The organism is Rhodococcus sp. 15-2388-1-1a, assembly GCF_002259145.1.
Classification (GTDB): Bacteria; Actinomycetota; Actinomycetes; order Mycobacteriales; family Mycobacteriaceae; genus Rhodococcoides.
Genome location: NZ_NPFP01000006.1, coordinates 17,164 through 35,574, shown reverse-complemented (window position 1 = coordinate 35,574; position 18,411 = coordinate 17,164). Strand labels below are relative to the sequence as shown.

The following is an 18,411-nucleotide window of genomic DNA, read 5'->3' as shown; positions in this document are numbered from 1 at the left end:
CTGTTCGGTGAATCGCAGAGTAGGGGAGGGGTCCGACAGATATTCGAACGTGTCAGCGAGGAGCGAGCATCTGCAGCAGTTCTTCGACCGACGGCAGACCGGGAATCACGGGAAGATTCGGAACAGCAATGGCGGTGGGCGGTGCCGTCAGCTCGATGCCGCCGAGCCCCGCCATGACGTCGTCGGTGTTGGATCGGGTCGGTCCGTATGTATTGGATGCAATGACGAAGTCATCGCCGATCGACGCGGACGCGACCACACTCGATCGGTCGTCGGCCCATCCCCACTTGGTCCCGGTCACGCCGGGCAACTGCTCGGTGCCCCAGTTCTGAACCATTCCATCGCGTGCCACAGGAGCCGCGGTGTTCATCCAGGCGAGGACGGGGCTGGCGGGATCGGTGCGCTTCTTCGCCGCCAGGAATCGCACGGTGTCGGCTGTGCTCGTGGACGAGTTGCCCCAGAAACCGCCCCGCGAGGTCGAGGTGAGCCCATATTCTGCGGCGGTCGCCGAGATGGCCTGTGGGTATTTGTTGTCGAGCGTGGACGCGGCACCGTCGTCGCTGACCTGGACCATCCTGGCGGCCAGGTCGAGGTCTCTGGGCGAACCGTCGCCGAAGCGTACGACGTAATCGGCCATGTAGAGCTTGACCGTCGACAATCCCGGGCGCGCGGAGTTGTCGTCGGCGCTGCCCACGTAGGTCCCCGTCGGGATGTGTTCGTACGACAACGAGGTTCGGGCCGGAACATCGGAGAGGTCGCCGGGTGTCGGCAGAGCCTGAGCAGGTGCCGCGCACACCAACGCCACAGCGATACCGACAATTGGGACAGCAGTCCTGGTGAAGATGCGTCGCAGGGCCGGCATCTCGTGCTCCTCGAGGTGTTGGCCCGCCGCGAATCGGTGGCCGATGACTGTAGCTACCCCGATAGTAGACGCTTCAACCTCGACACCCTCCGGATGAGTGCAGTGTTATTGCACTCAGGGCGACCGAAAGGCGTAGTGATCCCAACCGGGGGTGAGCCATCGGTCAGGAGCGGCGGAGCGCGGAGAGCATTTCCCTGGAGCGTCGCAGCGTGCCTCGGTTCGCCCCGGTCGGCCAGGTGCCGGGCAGCTCGATCGGATCCGTCAGGCGGCCGGCGTTGAAGTCGTCGACCAGATGGCCGACGGTTTCCTGGGCGCAGGACTTGTTCGTGCCGATGAATCCCGAGGGGCCGCGCTTGATCCAACCGGTGACGTAGCTGCCGATCGACGTCTGCCCACCGGATTCCTGCAACACGCGGCCGCCGGTGTTGGGAATGATGCCGGCCAGGTCGTCGAACGGAACTCCGGGGAGCGCGACACCGCGGTAGCCGATGGACGTGAGGACGAGTCCGGCCTCGATGCTGTCGACGTCACCGGTCGGGGTGCTGCGGACCACGTCGTCGCCGTCCGCGGACAGGCCCATTCGGTCGAACTCGATACCCGTCACGCGATCGGTGCCGAGGATCCTGGTGGGGGAGAGAAGGTAGCGCAGAGTGATTCTCTTGCGGCCGTCGCTGTGGTCGGGTGATTCGTCGACGTGGCGAAGCAATTGCAGTTTCTGAGCCACGGCGTGGGGTAGGTCGTCGGTCGCTGCGAGTCGGACGGTCACCGGATCGAGCGCGAGTTCGCTGCGGTCGATGGCCAGGTCGATATCGGGGACGGTCAGCAATCCGGCGAACTCGGGCACGGTGAACGCGGACTGTGCCACACCGCGTCGGCCGACGATGACCACTTCGCGAACTGCGCTGTGGCGCAGGGCGTCCAACGCGTACGGCGCGATATCTGTCTGGGCGAGCGCATCCGGATTCATCGTCAGAATACGGGCGACGTCGAGGGCGACGTTGCCGTTACCGACGATGACGGCGCGTTCGTGCGAGAGGTCGAACGTGCGATGCGCGTGATCGGGGTGGCCGTTGTACCAGGCGACGAAATCGGTCGCCGAACTGCGCCCAGGCAATTCGGCTCCCGGAATGCGGAGCTCGCGATCCGATGATGCACCGACTGCGTAGATCACGGCGTGGTGGGTGTCCATCAACTCGTCGTGGGTGACGTCCTTGCCGACCTCCACGCCGAGGTGGTAGGTGAATCCCTCTTGCGCGGAAATCGTTTCGAACAGTCTGGATACCTGACGGGTCTTCTGATGATCGGGTGCGACGCCGAGTCGAGCGAGACCATGTGGTTGCGGAAGCCGGTCGTAGACATCGACGTTCACGCCCGGCTGAGTGAGCAGCTCATCCGCCGCATACATGGCCGACGGGCCGGATCCGACGATAGCGACTCGGAGCGGCTGGCGATCCCTCGACACCGAGGCTGCCGGGGTGACCGGGGCCAGGATGGGTCGGGGTGGGCGCTCCTGCTTGTAGAAATCCGCATTGATCGTCAGGAACGGCAGTTGCGCCTCGGTCAGTTTCGCCTGCGGCACAATGGCATCGACGGGGCAGGCCGACACGCACGCGCCGCAGTCGACACACGATTGCGGGTCGATGTGCAACATCTCCGCCGTCAGGAAGTCCGGCTCGTCGGGAGTGGGATGAATGCAGTTGACGGGACACGCGAAGACGCACGATGCGTCGCTGCAACATGATTGGGTGACGACGTGGGGCATGAGGGGTTCCTGACGGCAGTGGCAAGAATGGCTGAGCGGCGAGAGAGCTATGCGGCGAACTGGCTGGAGCTGCGGTCGGGCTCGCTACGGAAACGTGAGGCCTTGCCGTCGATTCCGCACAGCTTCCACATCAGGCGAGCGGCGCGATTCATCATCCCGGTGTCGGTGGCCAGCATGCGCACATCTCCGAAGTAATCCTGCAACGCGTGCTGGGATTCCTCGGTGCCCCAGAACAGGTCCTTCTTCACCTGCTTCGGGATGTCGAACTTCGTCCAGAACTTCTTCGGCGGAATGACGATGACGTCGCACAGGATGCGCATCGTGATCGGGAAGGCCAACGAAAGCAGGAAGCGCCCGGCCTTGGACATCTTGGGAACGCGACGACGCAGCAACTGATGCGCGAAAGAGATGTGCCGCGCTTCCTCGGCTACGTGAATCGCCATGACGCTCTGCATGATCGGGTGGATTTCTTCACCGGACCGCAGGACGGACTTCTGAATGTGGTCGATCGGCTCCTCGCCTGCGAGAACGCCGACGAAGAACAACTCGGGTAGGAGCGTGGCAAACAGGGGGATGAACGGCGAGAGCATCTTCATGGGCCGGCTCATGCCTGGGGCGTCGGAATCGACGCGGTTGACCATCTCCTGGAACATCAGGGTGTGGTTGCACTCTTCGATGGATTCGTGGGTGCAGTAGCGTGCCTCGGCGGAGCCATTGGGCAGCGAGAACACGTACTGCATCATTCCGCGGATCAGGATGTTCTCGAACTGAAGGCCGACCTTGGCGACATTGGCCTGACGCCACATGCCGATCTCGATCTGCTTGTCGAGCGGAAGTGCTCGGTACCAGGCGTGGCCACCGATCGGGTCCGTCTTGGCAGGGAGTACCCAGCGGGGATCGTTCGCGGGCACCGCGAACTTCTCGGACTCCCAGTCGATGTCGACGTACGGATCGAAGTGCTTGTGCACAGAACCCTCGGACAACAGGGTGAGTGTCTCGATGTACTGCTGTTCGTCCGTGGCGTCGGTGTCGACCGAAACGGACGTCGTGCCTGTCGTCAGTGTCATGGCTTCTCCAAACGAGGTGCGAACATAGAGTTAATGTAACCCCAGTTAACACGAAAGGGAAGCGCGTGGGAAAAATCCTGTTCGGCTGACGTCTACTGTTCGTCCGAACGCTCGTCGGATACCTCTGCCACCTCGTCGGTCTCGAACAGCTGCAACTGGATCGCCGACGGATCGACCACCGGCGTGACCTGGTCGGGTGTGCTGCGCAGTACCTCTCGCAGAGCAGCCACGGCGCGGCCCCACTTGCCGGCCTCTCGATCTGCCTCGTCGACGTCGCAGTGCTCGTCGCCGAGATCTGCAGCGACCGCCATACCGCGCCACGACGCCTCCTGCTCCGCGCTGATGCGCAGGTAGGAGACGACGACATCGCGATCGGAGGAGCAACATCCGAGGACGGTGTCGAGGTCCAGGGATTCCTCGGACCGATCGACGAGCTCGACCAATTCGAGCAGTCCGGCCGGAAAGTCGTCCGTGTCGATCGGCGGCGGCGTCGGTTCCCCGAGTGCGCCGCCGAAATCCTCGGCGAATTTCTCGTCGACCTGCTCCCAAACGTGACTGAGCATTCGCACTGCCCACAGCAGGTGATCCGCGACGAAGGGTGACCCGCTCACCCGCACCTGCGCGACGATGCAGTCCTGAACCAGGTGCAGCATCACGTCGGGAAGCTGCAGATTGAGATCGACCAGCAACTCGGCTGCGCGGGTTCGCCCCGACACGGCGTGCACCAGCGTCGAATTGATCTCGACGACAGGTTCGGTGGGTTTGACCGACACGTACGCGGTGCCGTTCACGAACCGTAGGGGGATGTCACCGTCCGGATCGTGGTCCGGCGGAAAACCGAACCATGGTTCGAGGGCGCGATCGACGAGTTGCTGTAGGTGTTCCTTGCCCTTCGGTTGCACACACAATGGGACGACGGTCGTGTCGGCCTCGGGCGCGGAGGCGTCGAAACTCGGGACGTCGTACCGACCGGTGGCGCGTGAGCCAAGGAAGGACGGGTGGGGCAGACCCCAGATGTCGCGGAACACCGCCACGGTCTTCTTCGCCAGATCATCGGACCACGAGCGATTGCGGTCCACGTGCGGGGCCGTGGGTTCGGAATCGACTGCCGTGCGAAATCCCAATTGGCTCAGCGCTTCTCGCTGCTCATCGGTGATCTCGCGGCTACTGTGCAGGTGCTCGTTCGCCGGAATTTCGCAGCGGACCATATCGAGATCCCAGGCGTAGAACTGCACGCAGGCGGCGGTGTCCGGCACGCCGTCGGTGGTGTCGTATCGCGACTCGATCACCAGCGCATCACCGTCGCGCATCGCGCTGACGTAGTCGCCGAGCTTGCGCTGGAACTGCATCCAGGCAGCGTCGACGTCGAAGTCGAACTCGAGTGAATCGCTCATGTCGGCTCCTTACCCAGATCGCGTTGACGTAACGCACAGTCGGTGACGCTAGCGGCGACCACCGACACGGTCTCGGCGCTCGCGGGGGCTGTCACGACGACGCCGGATCCCCGACCGAGCCGTAGAGCGGGTCGTCCTGCGACTCCTCGTCGATCACACCGAACGGCTGCGCCTCGGCCACACCGTCCAGCACCGCCGGGCGCAACGCGTGCGGAACGGCGAGTACCTCCTCGATCCTGACGAGAATGCCCTGCTCGATGAGGGATCGAACGCGGTGGTCGATCAGCTGGGCCGTACGCAGATCCTCACCTTCGAGCTCGGCGTAGTCCTCACCCTCGTTGTTGATCGGCAGCTCGTCGGTCATCGCGGCCAAGAGCGTCTGCACGGCGAAGGTGTTGGCCAGCGACCGTGACACATCGGGGTCGTCGGCATCTCCCGACAGCTGCACGCGCACGTGCTCGGCCACCAGCTCGTGCACGGTCTCGGCGCCACGGCCGGCCAGCGAATGCGCATTGTCTCCCGGCCTGGCGGTGTCTCCGTCGATGCGAATCAATTCGGTGGCGATGGCCGTCGACCAGTAGTCGGCCGCGGCACCCGCATCGAGCCGGGCGGGATCGAGCGGGGCGGAGCCGACGGCGCGCTGCAGATCGGCGTTGTCGCCCACCGTCAATCCATCGGCGACGCGCGCGACGATGTCGTCGAGGGCAGGCAGCAGCGGCAGCGCCGAGATCGCGGCGAGTTCCTGGGCCAGGGAAACATCGGGCAGGTCGATGTCGTCGGCATCGAGCATGTCGGGCTCGTCGCCCTCGAGGAAGTCCGAGAGATCCTCCATGCAGTGCGCGTAGTCCTCGGGGCTGCCGTCCCAGAGGTCGGTTTCATCGAGGAATGTCAGGTACTGCAGCGAGGTGAGAACGAGATTGACCGCGGTGTCCTCCGCAGTGTCGGATTCCTCCTGCAGGATGCGTTCGGCCGCATCGACCAGCAGATGTGCATCGGCGGGAAGCCAGGCGCTGGGGGAGAAGCCCTGACGAGCACCGGCAAGTTGGGTCAGTGTCGACGACACGAGCCGGGAGATCGCTTCCGATTGTTCCGACATCTCGCTCTCGTCGAGCCATTCGACGAAACCGTCGATCAGATCGGCGATGCGTTCGGTGACGGCACCGGTCGGGGCCGGTCGGGATTGCTGGTGACGCCGTTGCCGGGCCTTGGTCTTTTCTGCACGTTTCTGTCCGCGGTTGGCAGGCCGCTTCGATCCCATGACGCCCAGCTTATCTGTTGGCATGTCCGGTTTCGTCGATCCGTGCCCTCAGCGAAGAAGGAACGAGCCCGCAGACGCAGGAAGGGCTGGATTCGATGCACGGCGATACAGCTCTGCGGGGCGGCCGCCGCCTGCGGTCGAGGTGGTGCCGGTCCCCTGTAGTGACCCCAGTACGTGGCGTCGGAACGTGTCTTTCGGTAGAGGGCGGTCGAACACGATCTCGTACAGCTCGCGAAGTTCGAGGAGGGTGAATTCCGCGTCCGTCAACAGTGCGGGATCGACCTCGTGCGCGTAACGATCACGGAGGTCGCGAACTGCTTCGGACACCATGTCGCCGTGGTCGAAGGCCATCGGTGGCACCGGCCTGGAGTCCTCGATCGGCATCGAAACGGTTGTGGGAGAAAGCGATCGAGCCGCTATCGCAGCGCTGTGCGCCATGGACAGTACCCATCCGCGGTCGTCGCGGTCGGGGCCGTCGAACATCCTCAACTGATGGAAAGTGAGATCGGTCAGGTCTGCCTTCGTCCTCAACGCGCGGTCTGCCGCGTCGGCGAGAGTCTCCGACGGTCGAAGGAACGTGCCCGGTAGCGCAGGGCCGCGCTCCGACGGAACGACGACTACCTGCAGTCGACGCTCGCGGACGGTCAGTACTGCGACATCGACTGCTACGGAGGGGCGTGGATAGTCGGTCAGAGTGTTGCCGTCTCGGTCTCGCCACGTCATGTCTTGCATCTTAGCGCGAATTTGATCTATGGTTAGCGCAACATCGATCTAAGGGGGAGTCATGGAACTGACAGCCATCGAGCAGGATCGGGCGCGAGGCGTTCTGCTCGGAACTGCCGTGGGCGACGCGTTGGGCGCAGGATACGAATTCGGATATCCCTCGAACGAAACGGCCATCGCCATGATCGGCGGCGGTGCATTCGACTGGGCCCCGGGGGAATGGACCGACGACACCTCGATGGCGCTCTGCGTCGCGCGTGCACTCGAGCAGGGCGGTGACGTGGACGAGGTCGCCGAGCAGTTTCGCGACTGGTTCGACCAGGACCCTCCGGATGTGGGAAATCAGACCCGGCTCGTGCTCTCGCAGCGGTCGCGCAGTGGTGCCGACATGACTGCGGTGGCGGCGTCGTTGGCAGGGAGAACCGGCGGCAACGGATCATTGATGCGAACGGCACCGATTGCCTTGGCCTACCTCGACGACCCGGCTGGATGCCGAGATGCAGCGGAGCGGATCAGTGCCCTCACGCATTCCGACCCCCGCGCCGGTCAAGCGTGCCGAATGTGGAGTCACGCAATTCGATTCGCGGTTCGTCACGGTACGTACGGCGGGGTGTGCGAATTTCTGGACGAGGCCGAGGCCGACGTCCGCGAGTTCTGGCATCCCCTGCTTCGTCAGGCGCAGGAGGGGCAGCCGTCCGATTTCCCGAACAACGGCTGGGTGGTCCACGCTCTGCAGACGGCGTGGTGGGCAATCCATCGATCTGCCGACGCGGAGCGGCCCCTGCCTGCCGCTCTCGAACTGTGTGTCCGCGCCGGCGGTGATACCGACACCACGGCGGCCATAGCCGGAGGACTTCTCGGAGCGCGTTGGGGCGCATCGGCGGTGCCGAGCGACTGGCGCGACATCGTCCACGGCTACCCAGGGTTGCGCGCCGACGATCTCGACCGAATCACCTCGAACATCATTGCAACGAAAGGGCTTTCATGACGATCATCGACGTCGTGCAGGGCGACATCACGGACGTGGCCGCAGATGCGATCGTCAATGCCGCCAATACGCGATTGCTCGGCGGCGGGGGAGTGGACGGTGCCATCCACCGAGCCGGTGGGCCGGAGATCCTCGCAGAATGCAAGGCTCTGCGGGCCACCACCCTGCCCCACGGCCTCGACATCGGCGCAGCCGTCGCCACGACCGCGGGCCGACTTCAAGCAGGCCATGTCATCCACACCGTCGGCCCGCGCTACTCCCCGCACGAGGACAGATCGGAGCTGCTGCGACTCTGCTATGCCCGAAGTCTGGCGCTGGCAGCGTCGATGAACCTGAAGTCCATCGCGTTTCCCCTGATTTCCGGTGGCTCCTACGGATGGCCGATGCACGATGCAGTCACCCAGCAGGTCGTGGCAGTCGAAGCTGCCCGGCCGTCGGTCGACCTCGTCATGCTGGTCGCCTACTCCCGCGAAGTCGCGAGCCTGACGCGGCGGTTGGTGGGGTGACTGGTCAGTTCTCGCAGCCGACGCCATCCTTGTCCCGGTCCAGCTTGGTGCTGTAACCCGGATCCCCGGCGTAGATCGGGGCTGCACCCGCCGCACGGACCGCATCGCAATTGGCGTACGAGACAGCGGACGGCACTGCGGCCAACGGCGCGGGGGCGGTGTAGACGGGCTCGGGTGTGTACACCGGCTCCGGCGTGTAGACGGGCTCCGGGATGTACGCGGGCTCGGGCAGCGGGACGTATTCCGTCGTCGTCGGTATCTCGACGATGGCCGCCACTGTTTCGGTCGTCGGGGCTGCGGTGGTGGTGGACGGGGCCGGTGTGGTTGTCGACGGCGGCGCGGTGGTCGTCGTGACGGTCGGCAACGCAGGCACGGCCGCGACCGGTGCGATGGCGGTCGTGGTCTCGGGCTCGGTCGTGGTGGTCAGCCCCATCACGAACAGTGCGGGGAGGATGGCGATGGCAGGTACGGCCCAGACCTTGCGGCCCCGCGCGGGTGACGAGCGCAGGTACACGACTCCGCTGCCGACCAGCAACGCTCCGACGAGTAGCGCTCCGAACTCGAACGAGAACACTGCCCCGATCAGAAAGAATGCACCGAAAACAATTGCGGCCCAGGCGAATACCTTTCCGAACAGGGGTCGGCGAGACGTCTCTGGCTCGAGTGCCGGTCGCTGGAAGGGTGGCGGGTAGGCGCTGGTCATGTCGAGGGTCCGTTCGGGTCACGAGAGGTGTCGATGTCGCGGCCGAGATGTCACCCGCGAGACCGGAAGCAACCGTCTCGTTCTATTCGAACCGGTCGGTCGCATTTCCGTTCACCATGTCGCATCGACGGGGTTCGTCGTTACATCCCGTACGAGAACGGCAACCGCTCGATCAGTAGTGCTCGCGAAAGCCGCCGATCGCAGTGATGGAGTTGCCGTCGGGATCGGAGGCCGTGGACAGTCTGACCCCTTTGTTCGCATCGACGATATTGCCGAAGTCGATTCCGCGGGAACGAGCGGCATCGACGAACACCTCGATGTCTTCGACGGCAACGTTGAACAACGACGAGCCTGCCCGCTCGGGATCCACGGTCACTTGCAGCCACGCAGCGGACGCCAGCCGCCACTCCACCAGACTCGCCATCGGATTGTTGTCGGCCCGGCGGTCGAACAGCTTCTCGTACCACTCTCGTGCCGAGTCGATATCGCGCACCGCCACCACGGCAAGCACATGTTCGATCATCGCGTTCTCCTTCGTATCGTTCGGTTGTGCAGATATGGACCGGATCCGACGGCCCGACTCATCGCGCAGAATCTGTCGGTGGCTCGAGTAGGGTCGTCACGAGCCCGAAATCGGGCACCGATACGAGCAGGCAGGGGACCGCAACGGTGTTGACGCTCCACCGCGCCGAACGCGCCGGAACACTCGCGGCTGCACTCGCCGACATCCTGTCCGTACCGCTGGCCGATCCGTTCGTGCCCGAGATCGTGTCGGTCCCGGCGAAGGGCGTCGAGCGGTGGCTCACGCAGCGACTGTCGAGCACACTGGGCGGTTCGAATGGCGACGGTATCGCAGCCAACATCGACTTCCCGAGCCCGTCGCGGTTGGTCTCGCGCGCCATTGCCGCGGTCGACGACATGGACCCCGACGATGATCCCTGGGCTCCGGGCCGGGTTCTCTGGACCGCGCTGGAGGTGATCGACGAGTGTCGCACCGAGACCTGGGCGGCAGTGCTGTTCAAGCACCTCGGTGCAGGTTCCGAGGATCATCGGGCGGGACGCCGCTGGTCGACGGCATCGCATGTGGCAGACCTGTTTCGCACCTACGGATCTCAGCGTCCCCAGATGCTGCGCGACTGGCTCGACGGGCGCTTCACCGACGGCCACGGCGGCGATCTCGACGAGGACCTGCTGTGGCAACCGCGAGTGTGGGCCGCGATACGCGAGCGGATCGGCAGCCCGAGCCCAGCCGAACGCCTGCCGCAGACCTGCGCCCGACTCCGGGACGCACCGCAGTCGGTGGACCTGCCGAGCCGGTTGTCGGTGTTCGGTCCGACCCGGCTGACAACCGATCAGCTCGAGATATTGAGTGCGCTGTCGCAGGCTCGCGACGTGCACATCTGGGTTCCGCATCCCAGTCCGTCGATGTGGCGCACCCTCGCCGAGATTCCGGCGGTGACGCGCCGACGAGACGACACGACAGCTCTGGCCGTCGAACATCCCCTGCTGGCAGGCCTGTCGCGAGACGTACGAGAACTTCAGGCCACCATCGCGTCGGTGGCGACGCACACCGTGCATCACGAGGGCCCGCAAACAGCGAACACCCTGCTCGGACGAATCCAGGCGGACATCACCGCCGATTCGCCTCCTTCTGCCGAATTCGACGACGGCACAACTTTCGTGGACGGATCGGTGCAGATTCACGCTTGCCACGGACCGGCTCGGCAGGTGGAGGTTCTGCGCGAGTCGTTGCTGCATCTGTTCACCGGCGACCCGACGCTCGAACCACGGGACGTGCTGGTGATGTGCCCGGATGTCGAGACCTACGCGCCGCTGATCCGCGCGAACTTCGGGCAGGCGGCGCTGGTGCATCCCGGACACCGGTTGCGGGTGCGCCTGGCCGATCGGGGCCTGCGTCGCACCAACCCCGTCCTCGACGTCATCGCCACGGTGCTGGACTTCTCGGAGGGCCGGGTGACGGCGAGCGAGCTGTTGGACTTCGCCGCGAGTGGTCCGGTACGGGAGAAGTTCTCGTTCACCGACGACGATCTCGAGCGCCTGCGCGAATGGGTGACGAGCTCCGGTGCTCGCTGGGGATTGACAGTTCGGCAACGAGAAGCCTATGGCTTGAACGGTTTTCGACAGAACACCTTCAAATCGGCGCTCGATCGCATCCTGTTGGGAGTGGCCGCGGACGAGACTCGGAACGAGTACCTCGACCTCGCGCTGCCTCTCGACGATGTCGACAGTAACGACATCACCCTCGCCGGCCGCTTCGCCGAGTTGGTGGATCGGCTCGCCTCGGTGCTCCGCGCACTGGCCGGTCCGGCATCGGTGACCGAGTGGACGCGGCAGCTGGGGCGTGCCCTCGATCTCCTCGCCGACGTGCCAACGGCCGACGAATGGCAACTGGCACAGGCACATCGCGAGATCGCCGACGCCACCGAACACGGCGGCACCGCCGAGCTACGACTCGCGGACGTGCGTGCCATGCTGGCCGGCAGACTGGCCGGCCGACCCACCCGAGCGAACTTCCGTACCGGCGAGCTGACCGTGTGCACCATGGTGCCGATGCGCTCGGTGCCGCACCGAGTGGTGGTGCTGCTCGGACTCGACGACGAGGTGTTCCCCCGAGTGGGCAGTATCGACGGAGACGACATCCTCGCCCGCGATCCGGCCGTCGGTGAACGAGACATTCGCAGTGAGGATCGGCAACTGCTCCTCGACGCGGTGATGTCGGCGGAGGAAAAACTGCTCTTGTTCTACACCGGAGCAGACCCCGTCGACGGTTCGGCCAAGCCGCCCGCGATCCCACTGCGCGAGTTGATGGACGTGCTCGAGGTGACCGCGGGCGGAAGCGTCGAACATCGGCATCCGTTGCAGCCGTTCGATCCGCACAACTTCGAGGCCGAACACCCGTTCAGCTTCGACACGGTTGCTCTGGCCGGAGCGGTGTCCCAGCAACGGACGCCCGATCCGGTGGCACCGTTTCTGCCCGACGCGCTTCCTCCGGCGGAGCGCGGGGACGTCGAGCTCGCCGAACTCATCGCCTTCGTCGAGAATCCGGTGCAGGCCTTTCTGCGCCAACGGCTCGGCTTCCGCGTTCCCGAGCTCGAGGACGACCTGGCGGACAGCCTGGACATCGAGCTGGATCCGTTGTCCCGATGGAACATCGGTGATCGGATGCTTGCCGCGGTGCTCGCTGGTGGGGACATCGGAGAATTCGCCGACGCCGAGTGGCGGCGCGGCACCCTCCCGCCGTTTCATCAGGGCCGCCGGGAGATGTCCGACATCCGGCAGATCGTCGGAATCATCGCCGACGCGGCCGCTCCCTTCCACCAGGGTCCGGCCGAGACGATCGACGTCGCGGTCGATCTCGGCGACGGACGACGCCTGACCGGCACCGTCACCGGAATTCACGGCCGCACGCTGGCGCGCTCCTCGTACTCCCGCCTGGCCGCCAAGCATCGACTGGCCGCGTGGGTGCGGTTGCTGGCGGTAGCGGCATCGGAAGCAGGGGAGTGGAGCGCCGTCACCATCGGCCGCGCGAGTGGGATGCGCCCGCCTCGTCGCTCCCGGCTCAGCGCCCCCTCGGACCCCGTCGCCGTCCTGAGGGAGCTGGTGGACTTACGGGACCGTGGAATGACGTCGCCGTTGCCGATCTCGACCGGTACCGCGTCGGCGTACGCGGAGAAGCGGTTCAGCGGCGGATCCATCGAGGACGGCTACGACTCGGCAACGTGGGCCTGGCGGGGCGACTTCGGCGACGGGACCGATCGATCGTTGCGGTACGTCCATGGTTCGACCCTGTCGTTCCAGACATTGCTCGCCGCGGCCCCGCTCGCCGACGAGACGGAGCCGACGAACGAGAAGAGCCGCTTCGGGATTCTCGCTCGAACACTGTGGGACCCGTTGCTGACCGCCGAGAACATGGGGAACGCATGACTGCCGCCCGCGGATTCGACCTGCTCGGTCCGATGCCGACCGGAACGACCGTCCTCGAAGCCAGCGCCGGGACCGGCAAGACGTACGCGATCGTGGGGTTGGCTGCGCGATACATCGCCGAAGGGATCGCCGAGATCTCGGACCTGCTGCTGGTGACGTTCAGTCGGGCCGCGACCCAGGAACTGCGTGATCGCACCCGAAGCAGGTTCGCGTCGATCGCCCGGGACCTGGCAGACCCGGACGCCGCTCGGGTATCTCGGGATCCACTCGTGGCGTTTCTGGCCGCAGTCGACGACGCCGAGGTGGACCGGCGGCGTCGACGGTTGCGTCGGGCACTGTCGGACTTCGACGCCGGAACCATCGTCACCACGCACAGTTTCTGTCAGCGCATGCTCGACGGGCTCGGCATCGCAGGCGAGCGCGAACCGGAATCGGCGTTCGTCGAATCGGTTTCGGACCTACTCGAACAGGTCGTGGACGACCTGTATCTGCAGATGTTCAGCGGTGACGACGAGGCACCGGCATTCAGCAGGCGGGACGCTCAGCAGTTGGCGTTGGCGGCCGTGGGTGACCAACAGTCGATTCTGTATCCCGACACCGAGGACCAGGACGACGACAACCGCGAGCCCGCACTTCGTGTGCGGTTCGCCCGGGAAGCGCGCCGTGAGATCGAACGTCGCAAACGCCTGCTCGGGCTGCGTGACTACAACGATCTTCTGGGACTTCTGCATTCGGTGTTGTCCGACCCCGTCCACGGCGAGGCCGCCTGCGCGCGAGTGCGAGACCGATTCCGCGTTGTGTTGATCGATGAGTTCCAGGACACCGACCCCATGCAGTGGGACATTCTGCGGCGGGCGTTTCACGGCTTCACGACGCTCATCCTCGTCGGCGATCCGAAGCAGGCCATCTACGCGTTCCGCGGAGCCGAGGTGCTCAGTTACCTCGACGCGGTGCAGACCGCGGACCATCTCTACGAGCTCACTGCCAACTGGCGTAGTGATTCGGGGTTGCTCGACGCCCTGCATCATCTGTACGGCGGTGCGGCCCTCGGTCACGAGGACATCGTGGTGCACCGAGTCGAACCTCGAAACCCTCTCTCACGCATGGTCGGACATCCGCCTTTGCGGTTGCGCTATCTGCCGCGAACCGGCGCCGGTCCACTGCGGCAGGGTTTTCCGGCAGTCGACCGACTCCGATCCCGGGTTGCAGCTGACGTTGCGGCGGACATCGTCGAGCTGTTGTCCGGACATGCCGTGATCGAGCGACCGGATGGCCCTCGGGTGATCGAACCGCGAGACATTGCCGTGTTGACCCGAACGACCAAGCAGGTGGCCTTGATTCGGGACGCACTCGACGCGGTCGGGGTCCCGTCCGTCGTGTCGAGCAGCACCAGCGTGTTCGGCACCGAGAGTGCCCGACACTGGCTGTGGTTGCTGCAGGCCATCGAGCAACCTCATCGCACCGATCGCGTACGTCTCGCCGCGTTGACTCCGCTGCTCGGGTGGACCGCAGCGCAGCTCGACTCCGGGGCCGAGGACGCGCTGTCCCAGGTCAGCAGTCGGCTGCGCGAGTATTCGGTGCTGTTCGACGAGGCCGGGTTCGCGGCAGTCTTCGAGCGGGTGTCGGCCCAGTCCGGACTCGATGCCCGGTTGCTCGCGGTCGAAGCCGGTGAGCGCACGATGACCGATCTGCGGCACATCGCCCAATTGCTCAATCGCGCAGCGGTATCCGAGTCCTACGGAATCACCGCCCTCACTCGCTGGCTGACCGACCGCATCAAGGAACCGGCAGCGGGCGGGTCGACCGACCGCAGTCGACGACTCGACAGTGATTCCGCAGCAGTGCAGATCATGACGACACACGGCAGCAAAGGGCTCGAATTCCCGGTCGTCTATCTGCCCTACGCCTGGGACACGTTGTACTTCAGCAAGCCGTCGACGCTGTTGCTGCACGAGAACGGCAAGCGGATCCGAGACGTCGGCGGACCGTCCGGAACGGGCTACGCGGCCAGGAAGATTCTCAACGACCAGGAGGAAGCAGGCGAGGAACTGCGACTGCTTTACGTCGGTCTCACCCGCGCCGAGAGCCGGATCGTGCTGTGGTGGGCACCGGGCCGCAACACCGCGACGTCCTCGCTGCACCGCATGCTGTTCGGACGAATCCCCGGAATTGCTCTGCCGGAGCCGTCCTACAAGGTTCTCGACGACGCGACGACTGCGAACCGGCTCCAATCCTGGGTCGGGTCGGCAGCCGACCTCATCTCGGTCGAACCGGTGGGACCCGGTGAGCCGTCCACCGCACACTGGATTCGTCCCGAGCAACCGCACCTCGACGTCGCGGCCGCACGATTCGATCGAACCCTCGACCTCCTGTGGCGTCGAACGTCGTACTCCGCGTTGACAGCTCACGCTCACGACGCCGCGCCCGGCCGGCCCGAGGTTGGAGTGACCAGCGAGGCCGAGCATCCCGAGAAGACGGACGAGCCCGCCGACACGTCGGTGGGCGCCGAATACCCAGGACGCGAGTACATCGACGAACAGCTGGACGGAATCGGGTCACCGATGAACGGCATGCCTGCCGGCGCGGCGTTCGGAACGCTCGTCCACGAGGCACTCGAACACGTCGACACGTCCGCACCCGATCTGCTCGAGGAACTCGAGCGCCGCTGCGCTGCCGCGGTCGCGTCGCGGATGGCGGAGGTCGATCCGGTGGCATTGGCACAAGCGCTTCTGCCGGTGATGCAGACACCATTGGGATTCGGGACGCTGGCCGACGTAGCGCCCTCCGACCACCTGGCCGAACTCGACTTCGAGCTGCCCTTGGCCGGCGGAGACGATCCGGTGGCGGACACGGTCACGTTGAAGTCCGTGGCGCGGCTGTTGCGACACCACCTCGATCCCGCGGACGTGCTCGCGTCCTATGCAGATCTGCTCGACGATCTGGAGGCGACACCACTGCGCGGGTTCCTCACCGGAAGTATCGACTCGGTTCTTCGCGTGTCAGGACCGCGGTACGTCGTGGTGGACTACAAGACGAATCGAATCGCCAGAGGCGATCTGACCACCGGCAACTTCACGCGCGAGAAGATGGCCCAGGAAATGATCCGCTCGCATTATCCGCTGCAGGCAATCCTGTATGCCGTTGCGCTGCATCGATATCTGCGATGGCGTCAATCGAACTACGACCCGCAGCTACACCTCGGCGGCATCCGGTACCTGTTCGTGCGGGGCATGGTCGGACCGCAGACCCCCGCCGGGTGCGGGGTGTTCGACTGGAATCCGCCCGCAGCTCTGGTGGTCGAGCTGTCGGACCTGCTCGCCGGGAAGGTGACCCGATGACCGGAGTCTCGATTGCGCTGCGCGGCAGTGGAATCCTGCGCACCTTCAACGACGTGGGTGTGCTGTCGGCATCCGACGTGCACGTGGCCTTGCGCCTCGGTGCCCTTGCCGGGGAGTCGTCGGAGCATGTACTGCTCGCCACTGCTCTGACGGTGCGCTCGGTGCGATCGGGCTCGGTGTGCCTGGATCTGCGACGCCTGCGAGACGTCACCGTCGACGAGGATTCGGACGTCGATCCGAGCGCACTTCCGTGGCCGGAGCTCGACGACGTGCTCCGAGAACTGAGGGTGAGTCCACTGGTGCTCGGCAGTCCGAATGGACCGTTGAGACCGCTGAAACTGGTCGACACCGATCAGGGTGAGCTGCTGTACCTGGACCGATACCATTTGCAGGAGAGCACCGTTCGAGATCTCCTCGACGTGCGTTCGCAATCCCACCCGGCCGCCGATGCAGACGAGATCCGCGACGCGCTGGCCGCGCTGTTCGTGGACGAATCTGGCGCACCGACTGCCGCTCCCGATCGACAGCGAATAGCGGCAGCGCTGGCGGCGACGCAGTGGACCACGGTCATCGCAGGCGGACCGGGAACCGGAAAGACCCATACGGTAGCGAGAATTCTGGCGCTTCTCGTCCGCGAACACGGAAGCGATCTGCGCATCGGGCTCGCCGCACCCACCGGCAAGGCCGCAGCCCGGTTGCAGGAGTCCGTGTCCGAACAAGCCGGGCTCCTCGGACTTCCAGCAGACCTGAAAGCGATGACGCTGCACCGGCTTCTGGGATGGAAGCCCGGTAGCAAGACGAGGTTTCGGCACGACGCCGAGAACCGACTGCCGTACGACGTCATCGTCGTCGACGAAACCTCGATGGTGTCTCTGACGATGATGTGTCGGCTACTGGAAGCCGTGCGTCCGGAGTCTCGGTTGATTCTCGTGGGAGACCCGGATCAGCTGACGTCGGTCGACGCAGGCGCAGTGCTGGCAGATCTGGTGGCCAGGCCGGTCACCGGCATCGAGAACCCGGTTCTGGCGCAGCTCGTCGACGTGGACTTCGCCGCAGCCGAGGATCCCGCGGAAGCCGCTCTGAGCGCATTCGAGCGAGACCGACTGCGCGGCGGCGTCGTTCGGCTCAGTCGTGGCCGACGGTTCGGCGGAGCCATCGCTCGCCTGGCCGTGGCCGTGCGAGACGGCCGGGGCGACGACGTGATGGCGCTGCTCGAGTCCGGCGCGGAGGAGATTTCGTTCCAGAGCCCCGACGACGTCGACGCCCTGCGTTCCGACGTGATCGACACCGCCGCCGAGGTCACCGCCGCCGCCGTACGAGGAGATGCCACCGCAGCACTGCTCGGGCTCGAGAAACATCGCCTCCTGTGCGCTCACCGCGAGGGTCGATGGGGGGTCTCGCGGTGGGACCGGCAGGCGATGGAGTGGGTGGGAGAAGGCAGCGGAACGTTTCTCGACCCCTCGCTCTGGTACCCCGGACAGCCGTTGTTGGTGACGGCCAACGACCACGAGGCGAGGATCTACAACGGGGACACCGGCGTTGTGGTGTTGGGAGACAACGGAACTCCGATGGCGGCGTTTCCGCGAGGTCGTGGCCACGTCTTGATTCACCCGAATGTGCTCTCCTCGGTACACACTGTGTACGCAATGACGATTCACCGCAGTCAAGGCAGTCAGTACGACACCGTGTCGGTTCTGCTGCCCGCCGAGGCATCGACGCTGTTGACCCGAGAACTGCTGTACACCGCCATTACTCGTGCACGATCGCACGTACGGGTGATCGGTACCGAAGAGGCCATCCGCGCGGGCGTCGAACGTCAGGTGCTGCGGGCGAGCGGCCTGCGCCGAAAGATCCTGTAGTTCGTC

The 18,411-nt window shown here is 65.3% G+C and carries 13 protein-coding genes; 5 read left to right on the top strand and 8 right to left on the bottom strand.

What is annotated here, in order from left to right; genetic code table 11:
• Positions 1 to 52: 52 nt before the first annotated feature.
• The 6 genes from CH302_RS03930 to CH302_RS03905 form a co-directional block, all read right to left on the bottom strand.
• The gene (locus tag CH302_RS03930; protein ID WP_037191007.1) at positions 53 to 862 is read right to left on the bottom strand and encodes a hypothetical protein; all 810 of its coding nucleotides are present in this window, start codon (positions 860 to 862) and stop codon (positions 53 to 55) included.
• A gap of 163 nt (positions 863 to 1,025) precedes the next feature.
• Positions 1,026 to 2,624: an FAD-dependent oxidoreductase gene (locus CH302_RS03925; RefSeq protein ID WP_052047702.1), complete on the bottom strand. Its 1,599-nt coding sequence runs from the start codon at positions 2,622 to 2,624 to the stop codon at positions 1,026 to 1,028.
• 47 nt (positions 2,625 to 2,671) lie between these two features.
• A complete protein-coding gene (locus CH302_RS03920; RefSeq protein ID WP_037191009.1) occupies positions 2,672 to 3,691 on the bottom strand; it encodes an AurF N-oxygenase family protein in 1,020 nt (339 codons plus the stop codon).
• Between the two features lie 92 nt (positions 3,692 to 3,783).
• Positions 3,784 to 5,085 (bottom strand): T3SS (YopN, CesT) and YbjN peptide-binding chaperone 1, encoded by a 1,302-nt coding sequence (locus CH302_RS03915; RefSeq protein ID WP_052047703.1) that lies wholly within the window; start codon positions 5,083 to 5,085, stop codon positions 3,784 to 3,786.
• Between the two features lie 91 nt (positions 5,086 to 5,176).
• Positions 5,177 to 6,367 carry a hypothetical protein gene (locus tag CH302_RS03910; RefSeq protein ID WP_141216596.1) on the bottom strand — a complete coding sequence of 397 codons (1,191 nt, stop codon included), beginning with the start codon at positions 6,365 to 6,367 and terminating at the stop codon, positions 5,177 to 5,179.
• A 24-nt stretch (positions 6,368 to 6,391) separates the two neighbouring features.
• A complete protein-coding gene (locus CH302_RS03905; RefSeq protein ID WP_037191204.1) occupies positions 6,392 to 7,066 on the bottom strand; it encodes an NUDIX hydrolase in 675 nt (224 codons plus the stop codon).
• 61 nt (positions 7,067 to 7,127) lie between these two features.
• On the opposite strand from CH302_RS03905, the gene CH302_RS03900 reads away from it, so the two are divergent.
• A complete protein-coding gene (locus CH302_RS03900) occupies positions 7,128 to 8,054 on the top strand; it encodes an ADP-ribosylglycohydrolase family protein (RefSeq protein WP_037191012.1) in 927 nt (308 codons plus the stop codon).
• A complete protein-coding gene (locus CH302_RS03895; RefSeq protein WP_037191013.1) occupies positions 8,051 to 8,560 on the top strand; it encodes an O-acetyl-ADP-ribose deacetylase in 510 nt (169 codons plus the stop codon). The genes CH302_RS03900 and CH302_RS03895 overlap by 4 nt, the downstream gene beginning before the upstream one ends.
• 4 nt (positions 8,561 to 8,564) lie before the next feature.
• On the opposite strand, the gene CH302_RS30510 is transcribed toward CH302_RS03895, so the two are convergent.
• Together CH302_RS30510 and CH302_RS03885 are read right to left on the bottom strand one after the other, a co-directional pair.
• The gene (locus CH302_RS30510) at positions 8,565 to 9,263 is read right to left on the bottom strand and encodes an excalibur calcium-binding domain-containing protein (RefSeq protein WP_037191015.1); all 699 of its coding nucleotides are present in this window, start codon (positions 9,261 to 9,263) and stop codon (positions 8,565 to 8,567) included.
• Positions 9,264 to 9,435: 172 nt separating this feature from the next.
• Positions 9,436 to 9,786 carry a VOC family protein gene (locus CH302_RS03885; protein ID WP_037191017.1) on the bottom strand — a complete coding sequence of 117 codons (351 nt, stop codon included), beginning with the start codon at positions 9,784 to 9,786 and terminating at the stop codon, positions 9,436 to 9,438.
• A gap of 146 nt (positions 9,787 to 9,932) precedes the next feature.
• Here CH302_RS03885 and recC point away from each other — a divergent pair, with 146 nt between their 5' ends.
• Genes recC through recD form a run of 3 tightly spaced genes read left to right on the top strand, consistent with a single transcriptional unit; the run spans position 9,933 to position 18,405 of the window.
• Positions 9,933 to 13,208, top strand: a complete 3,276-nt coding sequence (gene recC, locus CH302_RS03880; protein WP_037191207.1) for an exodeoxyribonuclease V subunit gamma — start codon at positions 9,933 to 9,935, stop codon at positions 13,206 to 13,208.
• Positions 13,205 to 16,546, top strand: a complete 3,342-nt coding sequence (locus tag CH302_RS03875) for a UvrD-helicase domain-containing protein (RefSeq protein WP_037191018.1) — start codon at positions 13,205 to 13,207, stop codon at positions 16,544 to 16,546. Before recC ends, CH302_RS03875 begins: the two co-directional genes overlap by 4 nt.
• On the top strand, positions 16,543 to 18,405 hold the full coding sequence (gene recD / locus CH302_RS03870; RefSeq protein ID WP_037191020.1) for an exodeoxyribonuclease V subunit alpha: 1,863 nt from the start codon (positions 16,543 to 16,545) through the stop codon (positions 18,403 to 18,405). Before CH302_RS03875 ends, recD begins: the two co-directional genes overlap by 4 nt.
• The last annotated feature ends 6 nt before the right edge of the window (positions 18,406 to 18,411 follow it).